This is a genomic window from Streptomyces sp. 63XJN7_1_ISO-PGPR-S23-121, assembly GCF_056173025.1.
This window is the reverse complement of the sequence record NZ_CM149653.1, coordinates 1,697,211-1,712,530: the sequence shown is the minus strand read 5'-3', so window position 1 is coordinate 1,712,530 and position 15,320 is coordinate 1,697,211. Positions and strand designations below refer to the sequence as shown.

Genomic DNA, 15,320 nt, shown 5'->3' with positions numbered 1-15,320 from the left:
TTCCGCCAGCCGGGTGCGTTGCCAAGTGAACGTCGACCAGAAGGCGGCGTTGACGGCAAGCCAGGAGTGGTGGGGTGAAGATGCGGGCATCACCGACGTGGCTCGGGCCGTCCCTCAGCTGAAGTCAGCAAAGTTGACGAACGACGACAGCTACCTGCAGACGGGCACGGGTGCCGCGAAAAGAGCGCATTGCTCCAGCGCCGAACATCCTGAACACAACCTGTTCGTCACAGTTCAGGTGTACGCGGACGGGATTGACGACGCGGCCGCGATAGAGCGAATGACTACCGTGTACACGCCCTCAGTTGAGAACTCGACGGCATGCCGTGGTGTGGCTGATCCCTGAGTTCGCTACGTCAATCGCGAACGTACGAAGACCGCGTGACTCGTGCCCTCACCGCTCCCCCCGCCGTCGGCGGCGGGCGTCTCTGAGGGCGACTGCTGTGCCGCCCAGGCCTGCTACCAGGACCAGGCCGCCCACGACCACGTAGGTACCCACGCGGGTGTTGCGTTCCTCGGCCGTCTCGCCGAAGTGCAGCGGGGGTACCGAGGGGGCTTCGGCCGGGAGTACGCCCCGGTCGGGGGCCGGGGACTCCACGGGGTGGGCCGGGTCGACGTCCGTGAGGGCCTTGACCGGGTCGATGACGCCCCAGCCGACGAGGCGGTCGTGGCCGGGGATGGAGCGTTCGGCCGTCTGCTCGATCTGGGCGACGATCCGGGCGGCCGTCCACTTGGGGTACTTGGCCTTCAGGAGGGCTGCCACACCGGCCACGTACGGGGCGGAGAAGCTCGTGCCGTTGTCCGAGCAGTGGCCGCCGCCGGGGACCGTGGAGATCATGTCGACGCCGGGGGCCGCCACGCCGATGAACTCGTTCGACTGGGAGAAGGACGCGCGTTCGTTGTTGCGGTCGGAGGACGCCACGGCCAGGACGCCCTCGTAGGAGGCCGGGTAGGTGACCTTGACGTTGCCGCCGAGGCCGTCGTTGCCGGCCGAGGCGACGACCACGACCTGTTTGGCCAGGGCGTAGTCCACCGCCGTCTTCAGAGACTCGCCGGGCTCGACGGCGTTGGCCGTGTCCTGGGAGATGTTGATGACGTCGGCGCCCGCGTCGACGGCGTACCGGATCGACTGGGCGAGGGTCTTCGCGGTGCCGTTGCCCTCCGCGTCGTTCTGCTTGACGGGGATGATCGTGGCCTCGGGGGCCAGGCCGACGAAGCCGGTGCCCTTGGCCGGGCGGGCGGCGATGATGCCGGCCACGCGGGTGCCGTGGCCGACGGCGTCCGTGGTGCCCTGCGCGTTGCCCCGGTCGATCTCCTCGCCCTTGGAATTCTTGGCGGGGAGGTAGTTCTTGCCCCTGGACGCGTCGACGGCGGCGGTGAGCTGCGGGTTCTTGACGTCGACGCCCGTGTCGATCACCGCGACCTGTACGCCGGCGCCCTTCGACTGCTCCCACAGCTCGTCGAGGTTGACGCGTTGCAGGGACCACGGCCGGCCCTCGTACTTCTTCGACGGGAACGTGCACTGTCCGCCGTCGTCGGCCCTGGCCTCGGGCGCCGGGAGGGCGCACACCGCCGTACCGGCGAGGACCGTCGCCGCGAGGACGGTCCTCGCCGTACGGGGGATCCTGTGGAAGCGGCTGTCGCGCAGCATGTCCTCGCCGTTCTCCTGGGGTGCCACCGCTACGAGCCCTGCGGCTGCCGGGCCGCCGCTTCCGACAGGCGGGGGCCGGTGGGCAGGAACGTCGACCAGTTCACCGGAACGGGGGACGGCTCCACCTTCTCGTAGCCGAGGCGGGTCTGGGCGATGCGGGCCTCGTTGAGCTGCTGCTCGCGCTGCTTCTCGGAGGTTCCGATGCCCTTGTCGTCGGTGGCGCTGTCGTTGTTGGACTGCAGGGCGTAGCGCAGTCCCGTGTCGGTGACGAGGAAGACCCCGCCCGCTTTGGTCTCGGTGCCCTGGAACTGCCGGTAGAGCTGCCCGGAGCCCGGCGTGACGTAGGCGCTGGAGGAACCGGTGGGCAGCTGGGCGGGGAAGTCCTTGCCCGCCCAGGTGGACAGGGTCGTCGTGCCGTTCCCCGCGTCCACCGAGCGCAGGACGTTGCAGACGGTGTTGCGGCCGGCGGTGGCGGAGGAGCCGTCGTTGACCGTCTGGGGCCGGTAGAGCGGCCAGTTGCGCTGTCCCTCGAAGTCGGTGCTGTCGACGACCGCGCCGGGGCTGACCTGCTGCGCCTCACCGGCCTGTCCCACGCCGACGAGGTCGCCGCTGTTGAGGAGCAGGGTGGCGGTGAACTCCGAGATGCGTGCCACGGCGCCCCGCAGGACCACGTAGTACTGCATGCGCCGGCCGTCGTAGGCCTTGATGACCATGCCGACCTTGTCGTACTGCCGGAGCATGTCGGAGGCTCCCGCGGCCGCGCCCGGCGTGCCCTCGATGTCGGGGATGGCGATCGGATCACCCTTGTGGAGGGTGTCGAGCCAGTCCTGGGACACGCGCTGCGGGGCGCGGCCCTGGGTGTCGAGGGCCTTGAGGACCTCCTTGTCGGCCGGGTTCGCCAGCGGGTAGGCGTACCCGCGCGAGTCGACCACGTACTGCTTCTTGCCGTCCGGGCCGACGACGTACATCAGCTCGCCACCGGTGACCCGGTCCGCGCCCTCGGTCCGGGACCACTCCTTCCCGGCGAGGACGAACGCCGCCTTCTGGATGGCCCGGCCGCCCGGTCCGGGGCGTTCGCAGACCGCCCACCGCATGGCCTTCTCGGCCTCTTCGGGCGAGGGCAGGCGGTCGGGCGCGTAGGGGATGCCGATGGTGGCCCCGTGCGGCGGGTCGCCGCTGTCCAGTACGTCCTCGGCGACGGTGATGACGCTGTCCTTGTCGGGGTCCAGCAGGAGCTTGGCGGACGCCATGTTGAGGACCGGGTGCAGCTGCGTCTCCCCGCCCGTCTTCAGAACGACGTACCGGGTCGTGGACTTGCTGGCCACGATCACGTGCGCCCCCGGCTCGTCCCAGCCCTTCGGGGCCGTCGGGCTGAACATGCCGATCGCGCCGAAGACGGCGAGGACGACCACCCCGACGATGAGGCTCGGCACGACCGCTCTGAGCGGCTTGGGCGCTCCCTCCTCCGAACCCGTGGGAGAGGGTTGGAGGAAGGACGCGAGAGTGCGGCGCTTCGCGAAGGTGTAGGCGTTCAGTTCATCGCGCCGTGATGCCATCTGTGTTCGTTCTCTCCCCGTACGAAGCCATGGAGACCGAAGGAGCGGCAGTGCGGACCACTGACGTCCGCCCCGTCCCGGTCGCCTCTGGAACCTCGGCTGTCTGACCCGGCCCCTACTATGCCTGTTGCACGGTGGTGCGCGCGGCACGGGTAGGGTGCTGAAGCCTCGCCGCCTGCCGAGTGCGGTGATTTTCGGGATAGTTCGGGGGTTTTGCAGTGATGGCTTCCGCACCGCGAACCCGGTCGCGATCGCAATCCGCGGCGCGGCGGGCCGACGCGGCGCCGACCACCGGTGGTGCCGCGCCCGCACGCGGCTCCTCGTCCGCTCGCGGATCCGTCACGCCGCACCTTCAGGCGCGTTCGGGGCGTGGTGGCTCCTTCGCGCTGCAACGGCTGGTGATGCTGGAGCTGGCCGCCGCGCTGGTGGTGTGCGGCTGGCTCGTCGGCCCCGCCGCGCTGGTGCCGGCGGGGGTGGTCGCCGGCATCCTCGCGCTGCTCGCCGTCGTACGCCGGCGGGGGCGCTCCCTGCCGGAGTGGCTGGGCAGTCAGCTGGCCCTGCGTGCCCGGCTGCGCAAAGCGGCGGGCACCGCGCTGCCCGCCGGGGTGGACTCCAGCCTGGCTCCCGCCGTGGAGTGCGAGCCGAACCTGCGGACCTACCAGTACAGCCACCGGGACGACCACGACCGGCGCCCGGTGGGCATGGTGGGCGACGGGGGCTTCCTCACCGCCGTGCTCCAGGTGGAGGCCGACGCCGGCGCCCTGCGCGCCGAGCGGGGACGCACGCCGCTCCCTCTCGCCCTGGTGCGGGACGTGCTCGACGTGGACGGCATACGTCTGGAGTCGGCCCAGGTCGTGGTGCACACCCAGCCCGCGCCCGCTCCTCATCTGCCGCAGCAGTCGGTCGTGGTGACGAACTACGCGCAGCTCCAGGCGGAGACGGCCTCCCCCGCGGTGCGGATCATGTGGATCGCGCTGAAGCTCGACCCCGAGCTGTGCCCGGAGGCGGTGGCCGCACGCGGCGGCGGGCTCCTCGGGGCGCAGAAGTGCCTGGTGCGTGCGGCCGGGCACCTGGCGAGCCGGCTGACCGGCGCCGGGTTCCGGGCGAACGTGCTGACGGAGGAGGAGCTGTCGGCCGCGATCGCCACCTCGGCGTGCGCCAACCCGATGGTGACCTCCCAGGCCGACCGGGGGGACGCGCCCCGGCGCCGGACCGAGGAGTCCAGCCGCAGCTGGCGCTGCGACAACCGGCGGCACACCACCTACTGGGTGCGGCGCTGGCCGCAGCTCGGCGGCTCCGGTGTCGCGCTGCCGCAGCTGGTGGCCCGGTTGACGGCGGTTCCCGCGCTGGCGACGACGTTCAGTCTGACGCTGGCCCGCAGCGGGCGGCAGGACGTCGCGGTCACCGGGCACGTGCGGGTCACCGGCCGCAGCAGCACCGAACTGTCCGACGCGCGGCGGGCCCTGGAGCGTGCGGCACGCCAGGAACGGACCGGGATCGTCCGTCTCGACCGTGAGCAACTGCCCGGTGTGCTCGCCACGTTGCCGCTCGGAGGTGCCCGCTGATGGCCATGACCACCACATCGACGACACCCGCCCGCCCCGCCGCCGCCGGCGGACCGGAGGGTGGTCTGCGGGAGCGGCTGCGCACCGGGTTCGGACTGCTGGGGCCCCGGCATCCGCGGCACACGCTGTCCCTCTCCCAGATCGACGCACTGGCCCTGCCCGTCGGGGACGACGGCGTCGTCGTCGGTGTGGACGCCGAGGGGCAGCCCGCCGTTCTCGGGGTGAACCGCCCGACGCCGTTCGACATCCTGTTCATCGGCGGTCTGTGGACGGCTCAGGTGCTGGCGCTGCGTGCGGCGGCGACCGGCGCGCGGGTCACGGTGGAGACCGGCAGACCCGGACACTGGGCACAGGTCGTCCAGGCGGTCGGCGGCGGCCAGTCGGGGATGACGGTGCACGACGTGGGCCGGGTGCCGCCGCAGGGCGCGTCGGCGATGGGGCCGGTCCTGGTGATCCGGGACTGCGGCATGCGGCCGCCGCGGGGGCGGGTGGCGTCGGCACCCTGGCAGTCGGTGCTCACGCTGCTGCCGTATCTGAGCCCGGTGGCGCCGCGTCTGATGCGTCAGGCGCGTCTGGTGGGCGTCCAGCGGGTCTCGCCGGACGAGGCCGTGGAGATCGGGCGCGGGGCGCGGCTGCCTCGTGCCGAGTACGAGGCCCTGCCCACGCTCGCCGACGGCGTCACCCTGTGGTGCACGGAACGCGACCGGCAGTACGTGATGACGCAGCCGACGGATGCCGAGGTCGGCCTGCTGGGCACCCCTCGCCGGATGGACTGACCGACCGTCTTTCGACCGTTTTGAGGCCTCACGTCACCTGTGCGTGCCCGTCCTCGCCGGGGGGTGCGGCGAGATTGGCGGGCGGGGCTGCCGGGGTCGTGCCCGTGGTGATTAGGCTGGGTCCCGGCGCTGCGCCAGAACCCGTGGACGGGGCGTCGGCGTCCCAGGGGGAGAGCCGGTGGATCGGACGACCTCGAACGGCCTCGGACAACTGCGAATGACAAGCAAGGGTCGCCCCAGCACGGCGTGAGGGTGCTCGACCACACCAGGAGGAACTGTGAGCAGCGACCGGGACGGGAACCGCGGGGGCTGGGCGACACCCGGCGACGACCAGCCCGACGCGGAGTCCGCGATCGAGACGACGGGCGAGTTCACCATCGACTACGCGCCGCCTGCCTGGTACACGCAGAACGCGTCCGGTGACACCGGGCAGGGCCAGGGGGCCGGTTCGCCGGGCGGCGCCGCCTCCCCTCCCCCTCCGCCTGCTCCCCAGCCCCCGTCCCAGGGGGCCTTCACGCCGCCGCCTCCGCCGGCGACGAGCACGCCGTACGCACCGCCCGCCCCGACCGCTCCTCCCGTCGCCGGGTCGGCCGGGGTGCCGGGTCTTCCGGTCGGGAGTGGTTTCGAGCCTCAGCAGCAGCCGGCCCAGGCCGCGTCCGGCCCCGAGCCGGATCCGGAGCCGGAGGTCCGGCAACCGGTGCGGCCGGAGCCGCGGGTCGAGCCCGAGCCCGGCAACGGTGACCTCGAGAGCGGCGCCACCATGCGGTTCTCCGCCTCCGCCCTGAAGCGGGAGTTCGCGGAACTCGCCGCCGCCGACGAGGCGCGGCAGGAGCAGGCGCGGCAGCAGGCGGAGCGGGAGACCGCCGCCGGCGAGACCGCGGCCGGGGAAGCGACCGGCGCAGAGCCGGTCGCCTCCGACGCGTCCGACACCGAAGCGACCGACGAGGCCTACGGCGCCGCCGCGGACGACGCGACGCCGGAGCCCGCCGCCGTGGACGACGACGCGGTGGAGCCCGAGCACACCGCCGACGGTGCGGACGAACTGCCGGACGGGGACGGTGAGGTCGGCGACGACGCCCCCTCCGCCGATACCTCCGACGCCGCGGACGCGGCCGGTGGCGTCGAACCCGACGCGGAGCCCGGTCCGGCCCCGGTCGCCGAGCCCGGCCCGGCGGTTCCGGCCGACCCGGCGGCTTCGGCCGACCCGGCGTCGCAGGACAGCGCGCCGCAGGACAGCGCGCCGCAGGACAGCAGCGCTCCGCAGGACACGGCACCGCAGGACATCGCTCCCGTCGGCGGACCCCCCGCGGCGCCGCACGGTGTGCCGCCGCTGCCTCCGTCGTACCCTCCGGCCGCGCCCGCCGCGGCGAATCACTGGCCCGCGCAGCCGCAGCCGGCGCCCGCCGCGCCCGGGCAGCCGGACGCCCCGGCGCAGCAGCCCTCCTTCCAGCCCCAGGCCCCCCAGCCGGCGCCCGCCGCGTGGCACCCGCAGACCGGTGCGCCGATGCCTCCCGGTCAGGGACCCGGGCAGCCCGCGGCGCCGGCGGGTTACGGCTTCCCGCCGCAGGGCGCCACTCCCCCGGCGACGGCCCAGCCCCCGGCACCGCAGCCTGGCGGCGCCGCACCGCAGCCGGGCCACCCGGGCGCCATGCCCGCCGCGGCCGGCTACGGCTTCCCCCAGCAGCCCGCCCCGCACGGACAGCAGCCGCAGCCCGGCGGCTACGGCTTCCCGCAGCAGGGTGCCCCGCACGGACAGCAGCCGCAGCCCGGCGGCTACGGCTTCCCGCAGCAGGGTGCCCCGGGCACCCCACCCGCCGCCGGTTACGGCTTCCCGCAGCCGACCGCACCGCACGCACAGCAGCCGCAGCCCGGCGTGCCGCACCAGGCACACCATGCGCACCAGCCCCACCAGGCGCAGCAGTTGCCGCCCCAGGCTCAACCCGGCCAGGTCCCGCAGCCGCCGCAGCCGGCACAGCCCGAGCAGCAGCACCAGCCGCAGCAGGCCCAGCCCCACCCACAGCAGCCGGCCGATCCCCGGCTCGGTACCGCGTGGCCGCAGCCCATACAGCACGACCAGCGGCAGCCCACCAACCCGGGCGCCGCGCCGCTCGGTTACACGGCGGCCGTGGAGCTGTCGTCGGACCGGCTGCTCAACAACAAGCGGCAGAAGGCGAAGAGCAGCCGTCCGGCGGCCGGCGGCTCACGGTTCAAGCTGGGCGGCAAGAAGGAGGAGGCCGAGCGGCAGCGGAAGCTCGAGCTGATCCGCACACCGGTGCTGTCCTGCTACCGCATCGCCGTCATCAGCCTCAAGGGCGGTGTCGGCAAGACCACCACGACCACCGCGCTGGGTTCCACGCTCGCCACCGAGCGGCAGGACAAGATCCTCGCGATCGACGCCAACCCGGACGCCGGCACGCTCGGCCGCCGGGTGCGCCGCGAGACCGGGGCCACCATCCGTGACCTCGTCCAGGCGATCCCGTACCTCAACTCGTACATGGACATCCGGCGGTTCACCTCCCAGGCACCGTCCGGGCTGGAGATCATCGCCAACGACGTCGACCCGGCCGTGTCCACGACCTTCAACGACGAGGACTACCGGCGCGCGATCGACGTCCTGGGCAGGCAGTACCCGGTCATCCTGACCGACTCGGGCACCGGTCTGCTGTACAGCGCCATGCGCGGGGTGCTCGACCTCGCCGACCAGCTCATCATCATCTCGACGCCGTCCGTGGACGGTGCCAGCAGCGCCAGCACGACGCTGGACTGGCTGTCCGCGCACGGGTACGCCGACCTGGTGTCCCGTTCCATCACCGTCATCTCCGGGGTCCGCGAGACCGGCAAGATGATCAAGGTGGAGGACATCGTCGGCCACTTCCGGACGCGGTGCCGGGGCGTCGTGGTGGTGCCGTTCGACGAGCACCTGGCGGCCGGCGCCGAGGTCGACCTCGACATGATGCGGCCGAAGGTGCGGGAGGCGTACTTCAACCTCGCGGCCATGGTCGCCGAGGACTTCGTCCGCCACCAGCAGTCCCACGGCCTGTGGACGTCCGACGGCAACCCGCCGCCGGTCGCCGCGCCGCCCATGCCGGGCCACGAGTCCCCCGGCCAGCCGATGCCCGGTCAGCCGATGCCCGGCCACCCCGCACCGGGGCAGGGCGTGCCCGGGCAGCAGCAGCCGTACCCGGGACAGCCCTACGGGCAGCCGGGCGCGGGGCAGTACGCGCCTCAGCCCGGTATGCCCCAGCAGGGACATCCCCAGTACGGGCAGCCCGCGCACCAGCCGGGGCAGCCGCAGCCGTACCCGCAGCAGCCCGGGCAGCCGTACCCGCAGCAGCCCGGCCACCCCCACCAGCCGCAGCCCCCGCAGGGCCAGACCCCGCCCCCGCCTCCACCGCAGCAGTGAGCCGGCGGTCCCCGGGCCCGCGTCGTCACCCGACGGCGCGGGCCTTCGCGCGTTCGCGGTCCGAACCGGCGGGAACGCGCCGCCACACTCTCACCTGCAAGGCGTCAGTGGTCTCCACCAATGTGGGCGAAGCCGCGGTGAACTCACCGTTTCCGCAGGCCACATGGGGTTTGACACACCGTTGACGGGCGCAGACTGCCGCTGATAGACACACACTTCATTGCGTCGGCGCCAACCGATCAAGCTTCATGCAAGGCTGCTCAAACCCGTTCAAGTCTGTTCGCATCTGTTCAAGCCCGCCCCGTGCGGTACGCCGAGCGAGCGTCCCGCGCGAGTGATGACGCGAGGTCTCCGAACCATGAACACACAGGATCAGCACGGCAGAGGACGTATCGGCTCCCGCCTGAGGAGGACGCGGCTGCTGGCCGCCGCGGGTGCCGCGGCCCTCGTCCTCGCGTCCGGCGTCGCCGCCCCGTCCGCCTCGGCCGGACCGCGGAGCGGCCCGGTGCAGGCCAAGGAGGGCGAGCAGGGCGACAAGGTCCTCACCGTCGCGGTCGCGCAGAGCGTCGACTCGCTCAGCCCCTTCCTCGCGGTGCGGCTGGTCAGCACGAGCATTCTCCGGCTGACGTACGAGTACCTGACCGGCTACGACCCCAAGGACAACCACGTCACCCCGGGCCTGGCCACGCAGTGGCAGTCCTCCCCGGACAAGCTGACCTGGACCTACACGATCCGCTCCGACTCGAAGTGGTCGGACGGCCGGAAGGTCACCGCCGAGGACGCGGCGTGGACGTTCAACAAGATGATGACCGACGACGGCGCCGCCACCGCCAACGGCAGCTTCGTCACCAACTTCGAAAAGGTCACCGCGCCCAGCCCCACCCAGCTGGTGATCCGGCTGAAGAAGCCGCAGGCCACGATGACCGCGCTCGACGTGCCGATCGTGCCCAAGCACGTGTGGGAGAAGGTCGGGGACTTCTCCGAGTTCAACAACGACAAGGCCTTCCCCCTGGTGGGCGACGGGCCGTTCGTCCTCACCGACTACAAGCCGGACAGCTATGTGCGGCTGAAGGCCAACAAGGACTTCTGGCGGGGCGCGCCGAAGTTCGACGAGCTCGTCTTCCGGTACTACAAGGACCAGGACGCCGCCGTCGCCGCGCTGCGCAAGGGCGAGGTGTCCTTCGTGGCCGGGTCCCCGTCACTGACGCCCGCCCAGGCCGACTCGCTCAAGGGCGACAAGAACATCCACGTCAACGACGCGCCCGGCCGCCGCTTCTACGCCCTCGCCACCAATCCCGGCGCGCAGGCCAAGGACGGCACGAAGATCGGTGACGGCCACCCGTCGCTGCTCGACCAGCGGGTGCGGCACGCGCTGTTCATGGCGGTGGACCGCAAGACGATCGTCGACAGGGTCTTCCGGGGCCACGCGGTCCAGGGCGAGGGCTACATACCCCCGCGCTTCTCCTCGTACTTCTGGAAGCCCGCGGCGGACCAGGAGCTCGCCCACGATCCGGACGCGGCGGGCAAGCTGCTCGACGAGGCGGGTTACCGGAAGAACGCCGACGGCAAGCGCGTCGGCAAGGACGGCAAGCCGCTCAACTACCGGGTGCTGTGCCACGCCACCGACCCGAACGACAAGGCGGTCGGCAAGTACCTCCAGGAGTGGTGGGGCGAGCTCGGCATCGGCACCACCCTCAACTGCCTCGACAACGTGACCGACCCGTGGCTCGCCGGCACGTACGACCTCGCCTTCGACGGCTGGTCCGTCAACCCGGACCCCGACTTCGTGCTGTCCATCCACACCTGCGCCGCCCGTCCGCAGACGCCCAAGGACACGGGCGCCACGGACAACTTCATCTGCGACCCGACGTACGACGGCCTGTACGCCAAGCAGCTCGCCGAGTACGACCCGGCCAAGCGGGCCGACCTCGTCCGGCAGATGCAGTCGCGGCTGTACGACCTCGGCTACATGAACGTCATGGCCTACCCGAACGCCGTCGAGGCCTACCGCACGGACCAGATCGCGTCGATCACCACGATGCCGTCCGGGGCGGGCAACATCTACGGCCAGGACGGCTACTGGAGCTGGTGGTCCGCCGTCCCCGCGGACTCCGGGGACTCCTCCGGCGGCTCCTCGTCGACCGGCGTGGTGATCGGGATCGTCGCGGGCGTCGTCGTTCTCGTCGGCCTCGGGGCGCTGGTCGCGGTGCGTCGCCGCGCCACGGCGGAAGAGCGTGAGTAGGCGGGCCGTGCGGGGCGCGTCCACGACCGGCCGAACGTCCACGACCGGCCGAACGTCCACGACCAGGCTCGGGTGCCCATGACCACGGAAGCGACATCCTCCCCGCTCGGGGGTGCGGCCGCGGCCGGTCCGGTGAAGTCCGGGCCGGCCGGGGCGGGGCGCGCCTCGCGAGCCGGCGGCGGGACCGCGTATCTGCGGTACGTGGCCGCCAAGCTGGCCGGTGCGGCCGTCTCGCTGTTCGCCGTCCTCGTCACCAGCTTCTTCCTGTTCCGGCTGATCCCGGGCGACCCGGTCAAGTTCATGACCGGCGGCCGCCCGGTGTCCGCGGAGCAGATCGCCGCCTACCGGCGGGAGTTCGGACTCGACCTGCCGATGTGGCGGCAGTTCACGCAGTACTGCGGCAAGGCGCTGACGGGAGACCTGGGGACCTCCTACCAGTTCCACGGTCCCGTCGTCGACAGGATCACCGAGGCGCTGCCGAACACGCTGCTGCTCACCGGCACGGCCTTCCTGCTCTACACGGCCCTGGGCATCTTCCTCGGCACCCGCTCCGCGTGGCGGCACGGCCGGCTCGGCGACCGGGTCAACACCGGGCTGGCGCTGACCCTCTACTCCATCCCGTCCTTCTGGCTGGGGCTGCTGCTCATCATCGTGCTGTCGGTCGGCGTGGGCCCGATCCCGGGGATGTTCCCCACCGGAGGCATGGAGTCCGGCGGCGAGGAGGGCTTCGCGTACGTCGTCGACGTCGCCCACCACCTCGTCCTGCCGGTGGTGACGCTGGTCGCGGTGGAGTACGGGCAGACGCTGCTGGTCACCCGGTCGGCGCTGCTCGACGAGATGGGCGGCGACTACCTGACCACGGCTCGCGCCAAGGGCCTCCGGGACGACCTCGTACGGCGCCGGCACGCCGTGCCGAACGCGCTGCTGCCCACCGTGACCCTGATCTTCGTCAACCTCGGCCGGACCGTCGCGGGTGTCATCCTCGTCGAGACGGTGTTCTCCTGGCCGGGGCTCGGCGGGCTGTTCTACCAGGCGCTGAGCGTGCCCGACCTGCCGCTGGTGCAGGGGCTGTTCTTCGTCTTCGCCTCGGCGGTGATCCTGATGAACACCCTGGCCGACCTCCTGTATCCGCTGCTCGACCCGAGGGTGGGCCGATGACCGCCGAGACCGCTCCGCCGCTCGGCCCGCGCACGCTCGCGTGGCAGCGCCGCCGGGCCTCCGCCGCACGCTTCTGGAAGGAGTACCGGCGGCACCGCGCGGGCCTGTTCGGGCTCGCCGCGCTGGTGCTGTTCGGACTGATCGCGCTGACCGCGCCGCTGACCGTCGGGGCGGACGTGCAGAGCGTGACCGACGCCCCCGGGCAGCCGCTGGAGGGGCCCAGCGGCCGGTTCCCGCTGGGCACCGACCAGTTCGGGCGGAGCCTGCTGGGGCTGCTGATCTGGGGCTCGCGCGTCTCACTGCTGGTGGGACTGCTCGCGGCCGTGCTGTCGGTGGCCATCGGGGCGCTGATCGGCATCACCGCCGGGCACTTCCGCGGCTGGTACGCCACGGTGATCATGCGGGTCACGGACTGGTTCCTGGTGATGCCGACGCTGGTGCTCGCCATCGTGCTCGCGACCGTCATGTCCCGTTCGCTGGGCACGATCGTCCTGGCGATCGGCGTCACCACCTGGCCGACGACCGCACGGCTGGTGCGGGCCCAGACGCTGGCGGTGGAGTCCCGGCCCTACATCGAGCGCGCGAAGGCGCTCGGCGGCGGGCACGGGCACATCATGTCCCGGCACGTGCTGCCGAACGTCATGCCGCTCATCCTCGCCCAGACCACCCTGATCATCTCCTCGGCGATCCTCGCCGAGGCCACCCTGGCGTTCCTGGGGCTCGGCGATCCCTCGGTCGTGTCGTGGGGCGGGCTGCTGCAGGACGCGCGGGAGGCGGGCGCGGTCAGTTCCGGCGACTGGTGGTACCTGGTGCCGCCGGGCATCGCGATCGCGGTCGTCGCGCTGGCGTTCACGCTGTGCGGGCGTGCGGTCGAGTCCGTTCTCAACCCCAGGCTGGGGGTGTCCCGTTGACTCTGCTCGACGTCCGGAACCTGGAAGTGACGTACCCGGGCGGCGCGGCCGCCGTACGCGGGGCCGACCTGAGCCTCGCCGCGGGCGAGAAGCTCGGCATCGCGGGCGAGTCCGGCTGCGGCAAGTCGACGCTCGCGCTGGCGCTGCTGCGGCTGCTGCCCGCCGGCACCCGGGTCGGCGGCGAGATCCTCCTCGACGGGGAGGACGTGCTGACCATGAAGTGGGGCCGGGTGCGGGCGGTGCGCTGGGCCGGGGCGTCGATCGTCTTCCAGGGCGCGATGCACTCCCTGAACGCCGTGCACCGCGTCGGCGACCAGATCGCCGAACCGATCCTGCTGCACCGCGGGGCGGCCCCGGCGAAGGCCCGGAGAAGGGCCGGTGAGCTGCTGGAGCAGGTGGGTCTGCCGGCGGCGCGGGCGTCCGCCTACCCGCACGAGCTGTCCGGAGGGCAGCGGCAGCGCGTGATGATCGCGATGGCGCTGGCCTGCGACCCGCGTCTGATCGTCGCCGACGAGCCCACCACGGCGCTCGACGTGATGGTCCAGGCCCAGATACTCCGGCTGATCGAGGAGCTGGTGAGCGAGCAGGACGTGGGACTGGTCATGATCAGTCACGACCTGGCCGTCCTCGCCGACACCTGCGACCGGCTCGCGGTGATGTACGCGGGCCGGGTGGTCGAGGAGGGCCCGGCGCGACTGGTCTACGACGATGCCCGCCATCCCTACGGCAGGGCGCTGTCGGAGGCGTTCCCGAGGATCGGCGACCCGCGTTCGCGGTTCGCGCCGCGCGGGCTGCCCGGCGACCCGCCCGATCCCGCCGCCGTGCCGTCCGGCTGCGCCTTCCACCCCCGCTGCTCCGTCGCCCTGGACGTCTGTGCCACCGACGACCAGGTGCTGCGCGGGGCGGGGGCGGACCGGCGGGCGGCGTGCGTGCACGTGGCCGGGGGAACACCGGCGGCCACGGACGAGCCGGAAGTGAGGAGCGGTACCGCATGACGACCACGCCATCGCTGCTGAGCGTCGAGGGCCTGCACGTGACCTTCCCCGGCCGGCACGGCGCACCGCCCGCCCGGGCCGTGGACGGGGTGGACCTCGACATCCGGCCGGGCGAGATCGTGGCGCTGGTCGGCGAGTCCGGCTGCGGCAAGACGACGCTGGCCCGTTCCCTGCTGGGCCTGGTCCCGCCGACCTCGGGCCGCGTCACCTTCGACGGGGCGCCGCTCGACTACTCCTCGCGCGCCCTGAAGGCCTACCGCAAGCGCGCCCAACTGATCCTCCAGGATCCGAGCGGCTCCCTCAACCCGCGGCACACGGTCTACGACGCCGTCGCCGAGGGACTGCGCATCCACGGGTACGGCGGTGACGAACGGGCGGCGGTCGCCGACGCGCTGGCCCGGGCCGGGCTGCGGCCGCCCGAGCGCTTCTTCCTGCGCTATCCGCACGAGCTGTCGGGCGGCCAGCGCCAGCGGGTCGTCATCGCGGGCGCGCTGGTCCTGGAGCCCGAACTGCTCGTCGCCGACGAGCCGGTGGCCTCCCTGGACGCCTCGGTGCGCGGCGAGATCCTCGCGCTGCTGCTGCGGCTGCGCACCGAGCTCGGGCTGTCCGCGCTGGTGGTGACGCATGACCTCGGGCTGGCCTGGAACATCGCCGACCGGGTCGCGGTGATGTACCTCGGCCGGATCGTGGAGACGGGCGAGGTCGAGCGGGTGCTGACGGCGCCGCGCCACCCGTACACCCGGGCCCTGCTGTCCGTCCTGCCCGAAGCCCCGGGGGCTCCGGTGGTCCTCACGGGCGAGCCGCCGGACCCGTCCCGGGTGCCCGCCGGCTGCCGCTTCCACGCCCGCTGCCAGGTCCTGGCGAGCGGCGAGGCGTCCCGCGCGGGCGTCGCCGACGCGTGCCGGACCCGGGACCCGGGGATCCTCCGGGGCGGCGGTGCGGCGCAGGTGGCCTGCCACTGGGCGCGGGCGCGGGAGGAGGCCGGTACGGCGGAGGCCGGGACCGCGCCGTCCGGGGACGCCGTCGCCCCCGTGGTGGACTGACCGGGCGGGGGGCGCCGGGC

The 15,320-nt window shown here is 72.9% G+C and carries 11 protein-coding genes; 9 read left to right on the top strand and 2 right to left on the bottom strand.

Features of this window, described 5'->3' with window-relative positions; translation table 11 throughout:
• Nucleotides 1–25 precede the first annotated feature (25 nt).
• Nucleotides 26–346, top strand: coding sequence for a hypothetical protein (locus AC0VYN_RS07915; protein WP_475535343.1), 321 nt, complete (start codon nucleotides 26–28; stop codon nucleotides 344–346).
• Nucleotides 347–394: 48 nt separating this feature from the next.
• Here AC0VYN_RS07915 and mycP read toward each other — a convergent pair whose 3' ends face one another.
• Nucleotides 395–1,651 carry a type VII secretion-associated serine protease mycosin gene (mycP, locus tag AC0VYN_RS07910; RefSeq protein ID WP_475536833.1) on the bottom strand — a complete coding sequence of 419 codons (1,257 nt, stop codon included), beginning with the start codon at nucleotides 1,649–1,651 and terminating at the stop codon, nucleotides 395–397.
• A 29-nt stretch (nucleotides 1,652–1,680) separates the two neighbouring features.
• Nucleotides 1,681–3,207 carry a type VII secretion protein EccB gene (gene eccB / locus AC0VYN_RS07905; RefSeq protein ID WP_475535342.1) on the bottom strand — a complete coding sequence of 509 codons (1,527 nt, stop codon included), beginning with the start codon at nucleotides 3,205–3,207 and terminating at the stop codon, nucleotides 1,681–1,683.
• A 221-nt stretch (nucleotides 3,208–3,428) separates the two neighbouring features.
• Between eccB and eccE the strand changes: the two genes are divergently transcribed.
• The 8 genes from eccE to AC0VYN_RS07865 all read left to right on the top strand — a co-directional run bounded on the left by eccE (nucleotide 3,429) and on the right by AC0VYN_RS07865 (nucleotide 15,300).
• On the top strand, nucleotides 3,429–4,772 hold the full coding sequence (gene eccE / locus AC0VYN_RS07900; RefSeq protein ID WP_475535341.1) for a type VII secretion protein EccE: 1,344 nt from the start codon (nucleotides 3,429–3,431) through the stop codon (nucleotides 4,770–4,772).
• Nucleotides 4,773–4,777: 5 nt separating this feature from the next.
• On the top strand, nucleotides 4,778–5,548 hold the full coding sequence (locus tag AC0VYN_RS07895) for a hypothetical protein (protein ID WP_475536832.1): 771 nt from the start codon (nucleotides 4,778–4,780) through the stop codon (nucleotides 5,546–5,548).
• A 277-nt stretch (nucleotides 5,549–5,825) separates the two neighbouring features.
• The gene (locus AC0VYN_RS07890) at nucleotides 5,826–8,951 is read left to right on the top strand and encodes an SCO5717 family growth-regulating ATPase (RefSeq protein WP_475535340.1); all 3,126 of its coding nucleotides are present in this window, start codon (nucleotides 5,826–5,828) and stop codon (nucleotides 8,949–8,951) included.
• A 358-nt stretch (nucleotides 8,952–9,309) separates the two neighbouring features.
• Nucleotides 9,310–11,193 carry an ABC transporter substrate-binding protein gene (locus tag AC0VYN_RS07885; protein WP_475535339.1) on the top strand — a complete coding sequence of 628 codons (1,884 nt, stop codon included), beginning with the start codon at nucleotides 9,310–9,312 and terminating at the stop codon, nucleotides 11,191–11,193.
• A gap of 78 nt (nucleotides 11,194–11,271) precedes the next feature.
• Entirely contained in the window at nucleotides 11,272–12,351 is a 1,080-nt protein-coding gene (locus tag AC0VYN_RS07880; RefSeq protein WP_475535338.1) for an ABC transporter permease, read from the top strand.
• The gene (locus tag AC0VYN_RS07875) at nucleotides 12,348–13,262 is read left to right on the top strand and encodes an ABC transporter permease (protein ID WP_475535337.1); all 915 of its coding nucleotides are present in this window, start codon (nucleotides 12,348–12,350) and stop codon (nucleotides 13,260–13,262) included. The genes AC0VYN_RS07880 and AC0VYN_RS07875 overlap by 4 nt, the downstream gene beginning before the upstream one ends.
• A complete protein-coding gene (locus AC0VYN_RS07870) occupies nucleotides 13,259–14,257 on the top strand; it encodes an ABC transporter ATP-binding protein (protein ID WP_475535336.1) in 999 nt (332 codons plus the stop codon). Before AC0VYN_RS07875 ends, AC0VYN_RS07870 begins: the two co-directional genes overlap by 4 nt.
• Nucleotides 14,254–15,300 carry an ABC transporter ATP-binding protein gene (locus tag AC0VYN_RS07865; RefSeq protein ID WP_475535335.1) on the top strand — a complete coding sequence of 349 codons (1,047 nt, stop codon included), beginning with the start codon at nucleotides 14,254–14,256 and terminating at the stop codon, nucleotides 15,298–15,300. Before AC0VYN_RS07870 ends, AC0VYN_RS07865 begins: the two co-directional genes overlap by 4 nt.
• Nucleotides 15,301–15,320 lie beyond the last annotated feature (20 nt).

Excerpts from the sequence above, each read along its gene's own strand:
- mycP (WP_475536833.1), bottom strand. The coding sequence starts at position 1,651 with ATGCTGCGCGACAGCCGCTTCCACAGGATCCCCCGTACGGCGAGGACC.
- eccB (WP_475535342.1), bottom strand. The coding sequence starts at position 3,207 with ATGGCATCACGGCGCGATGAACTGAACGCCTACACCTTCGCGAAGCGC.
- eccE (WP_475535341.1), top strand. The coding sequence starts at position 3,429 with ATGGCTTCCGCACCGCGAACCCGGTCGCGATCGCAATCCGCGGCGCGG.
- AC0VYN_RS07895 (WP_475536832.1), top strand. The coding sequence starts at position 4,778 with ATGACCACCACATCGACGACACCCGCCCGCCCCGCCGCCGCCGGCGGA.
- AC0VYN_RS07885 (WP_475535339.1), top strand. The coding sequence starts at position 9,310 with ATGAACACACAGGATCAGCACGGCAGAGGACGTATCGGCTCCCGCCTG.
- AC0VYN_RS07880 (WP_475535338.1), top strand. The coding sequence starts at position 11,272 with ATGACCACGGAAGCGACATCCTCCCCGCTCGGGGGTGCGGCCGCGGCC.
- AC0VYN_RS07875 (WP_475535337.1), top strand. The coding sequence starts at position 12,348 with ATGACCGCCGAGACCGCTCCGCCGCTCGGCCCGCGCACGCTCGCGTGG.
- AC0VYN_RS07865 (WP_475535335.1), top strand. The coding sequence starts at position 14,254 with ATGACGACCACGCCATCGCTGCTGAGCGTCGAGGGCCTGCACGTGACC.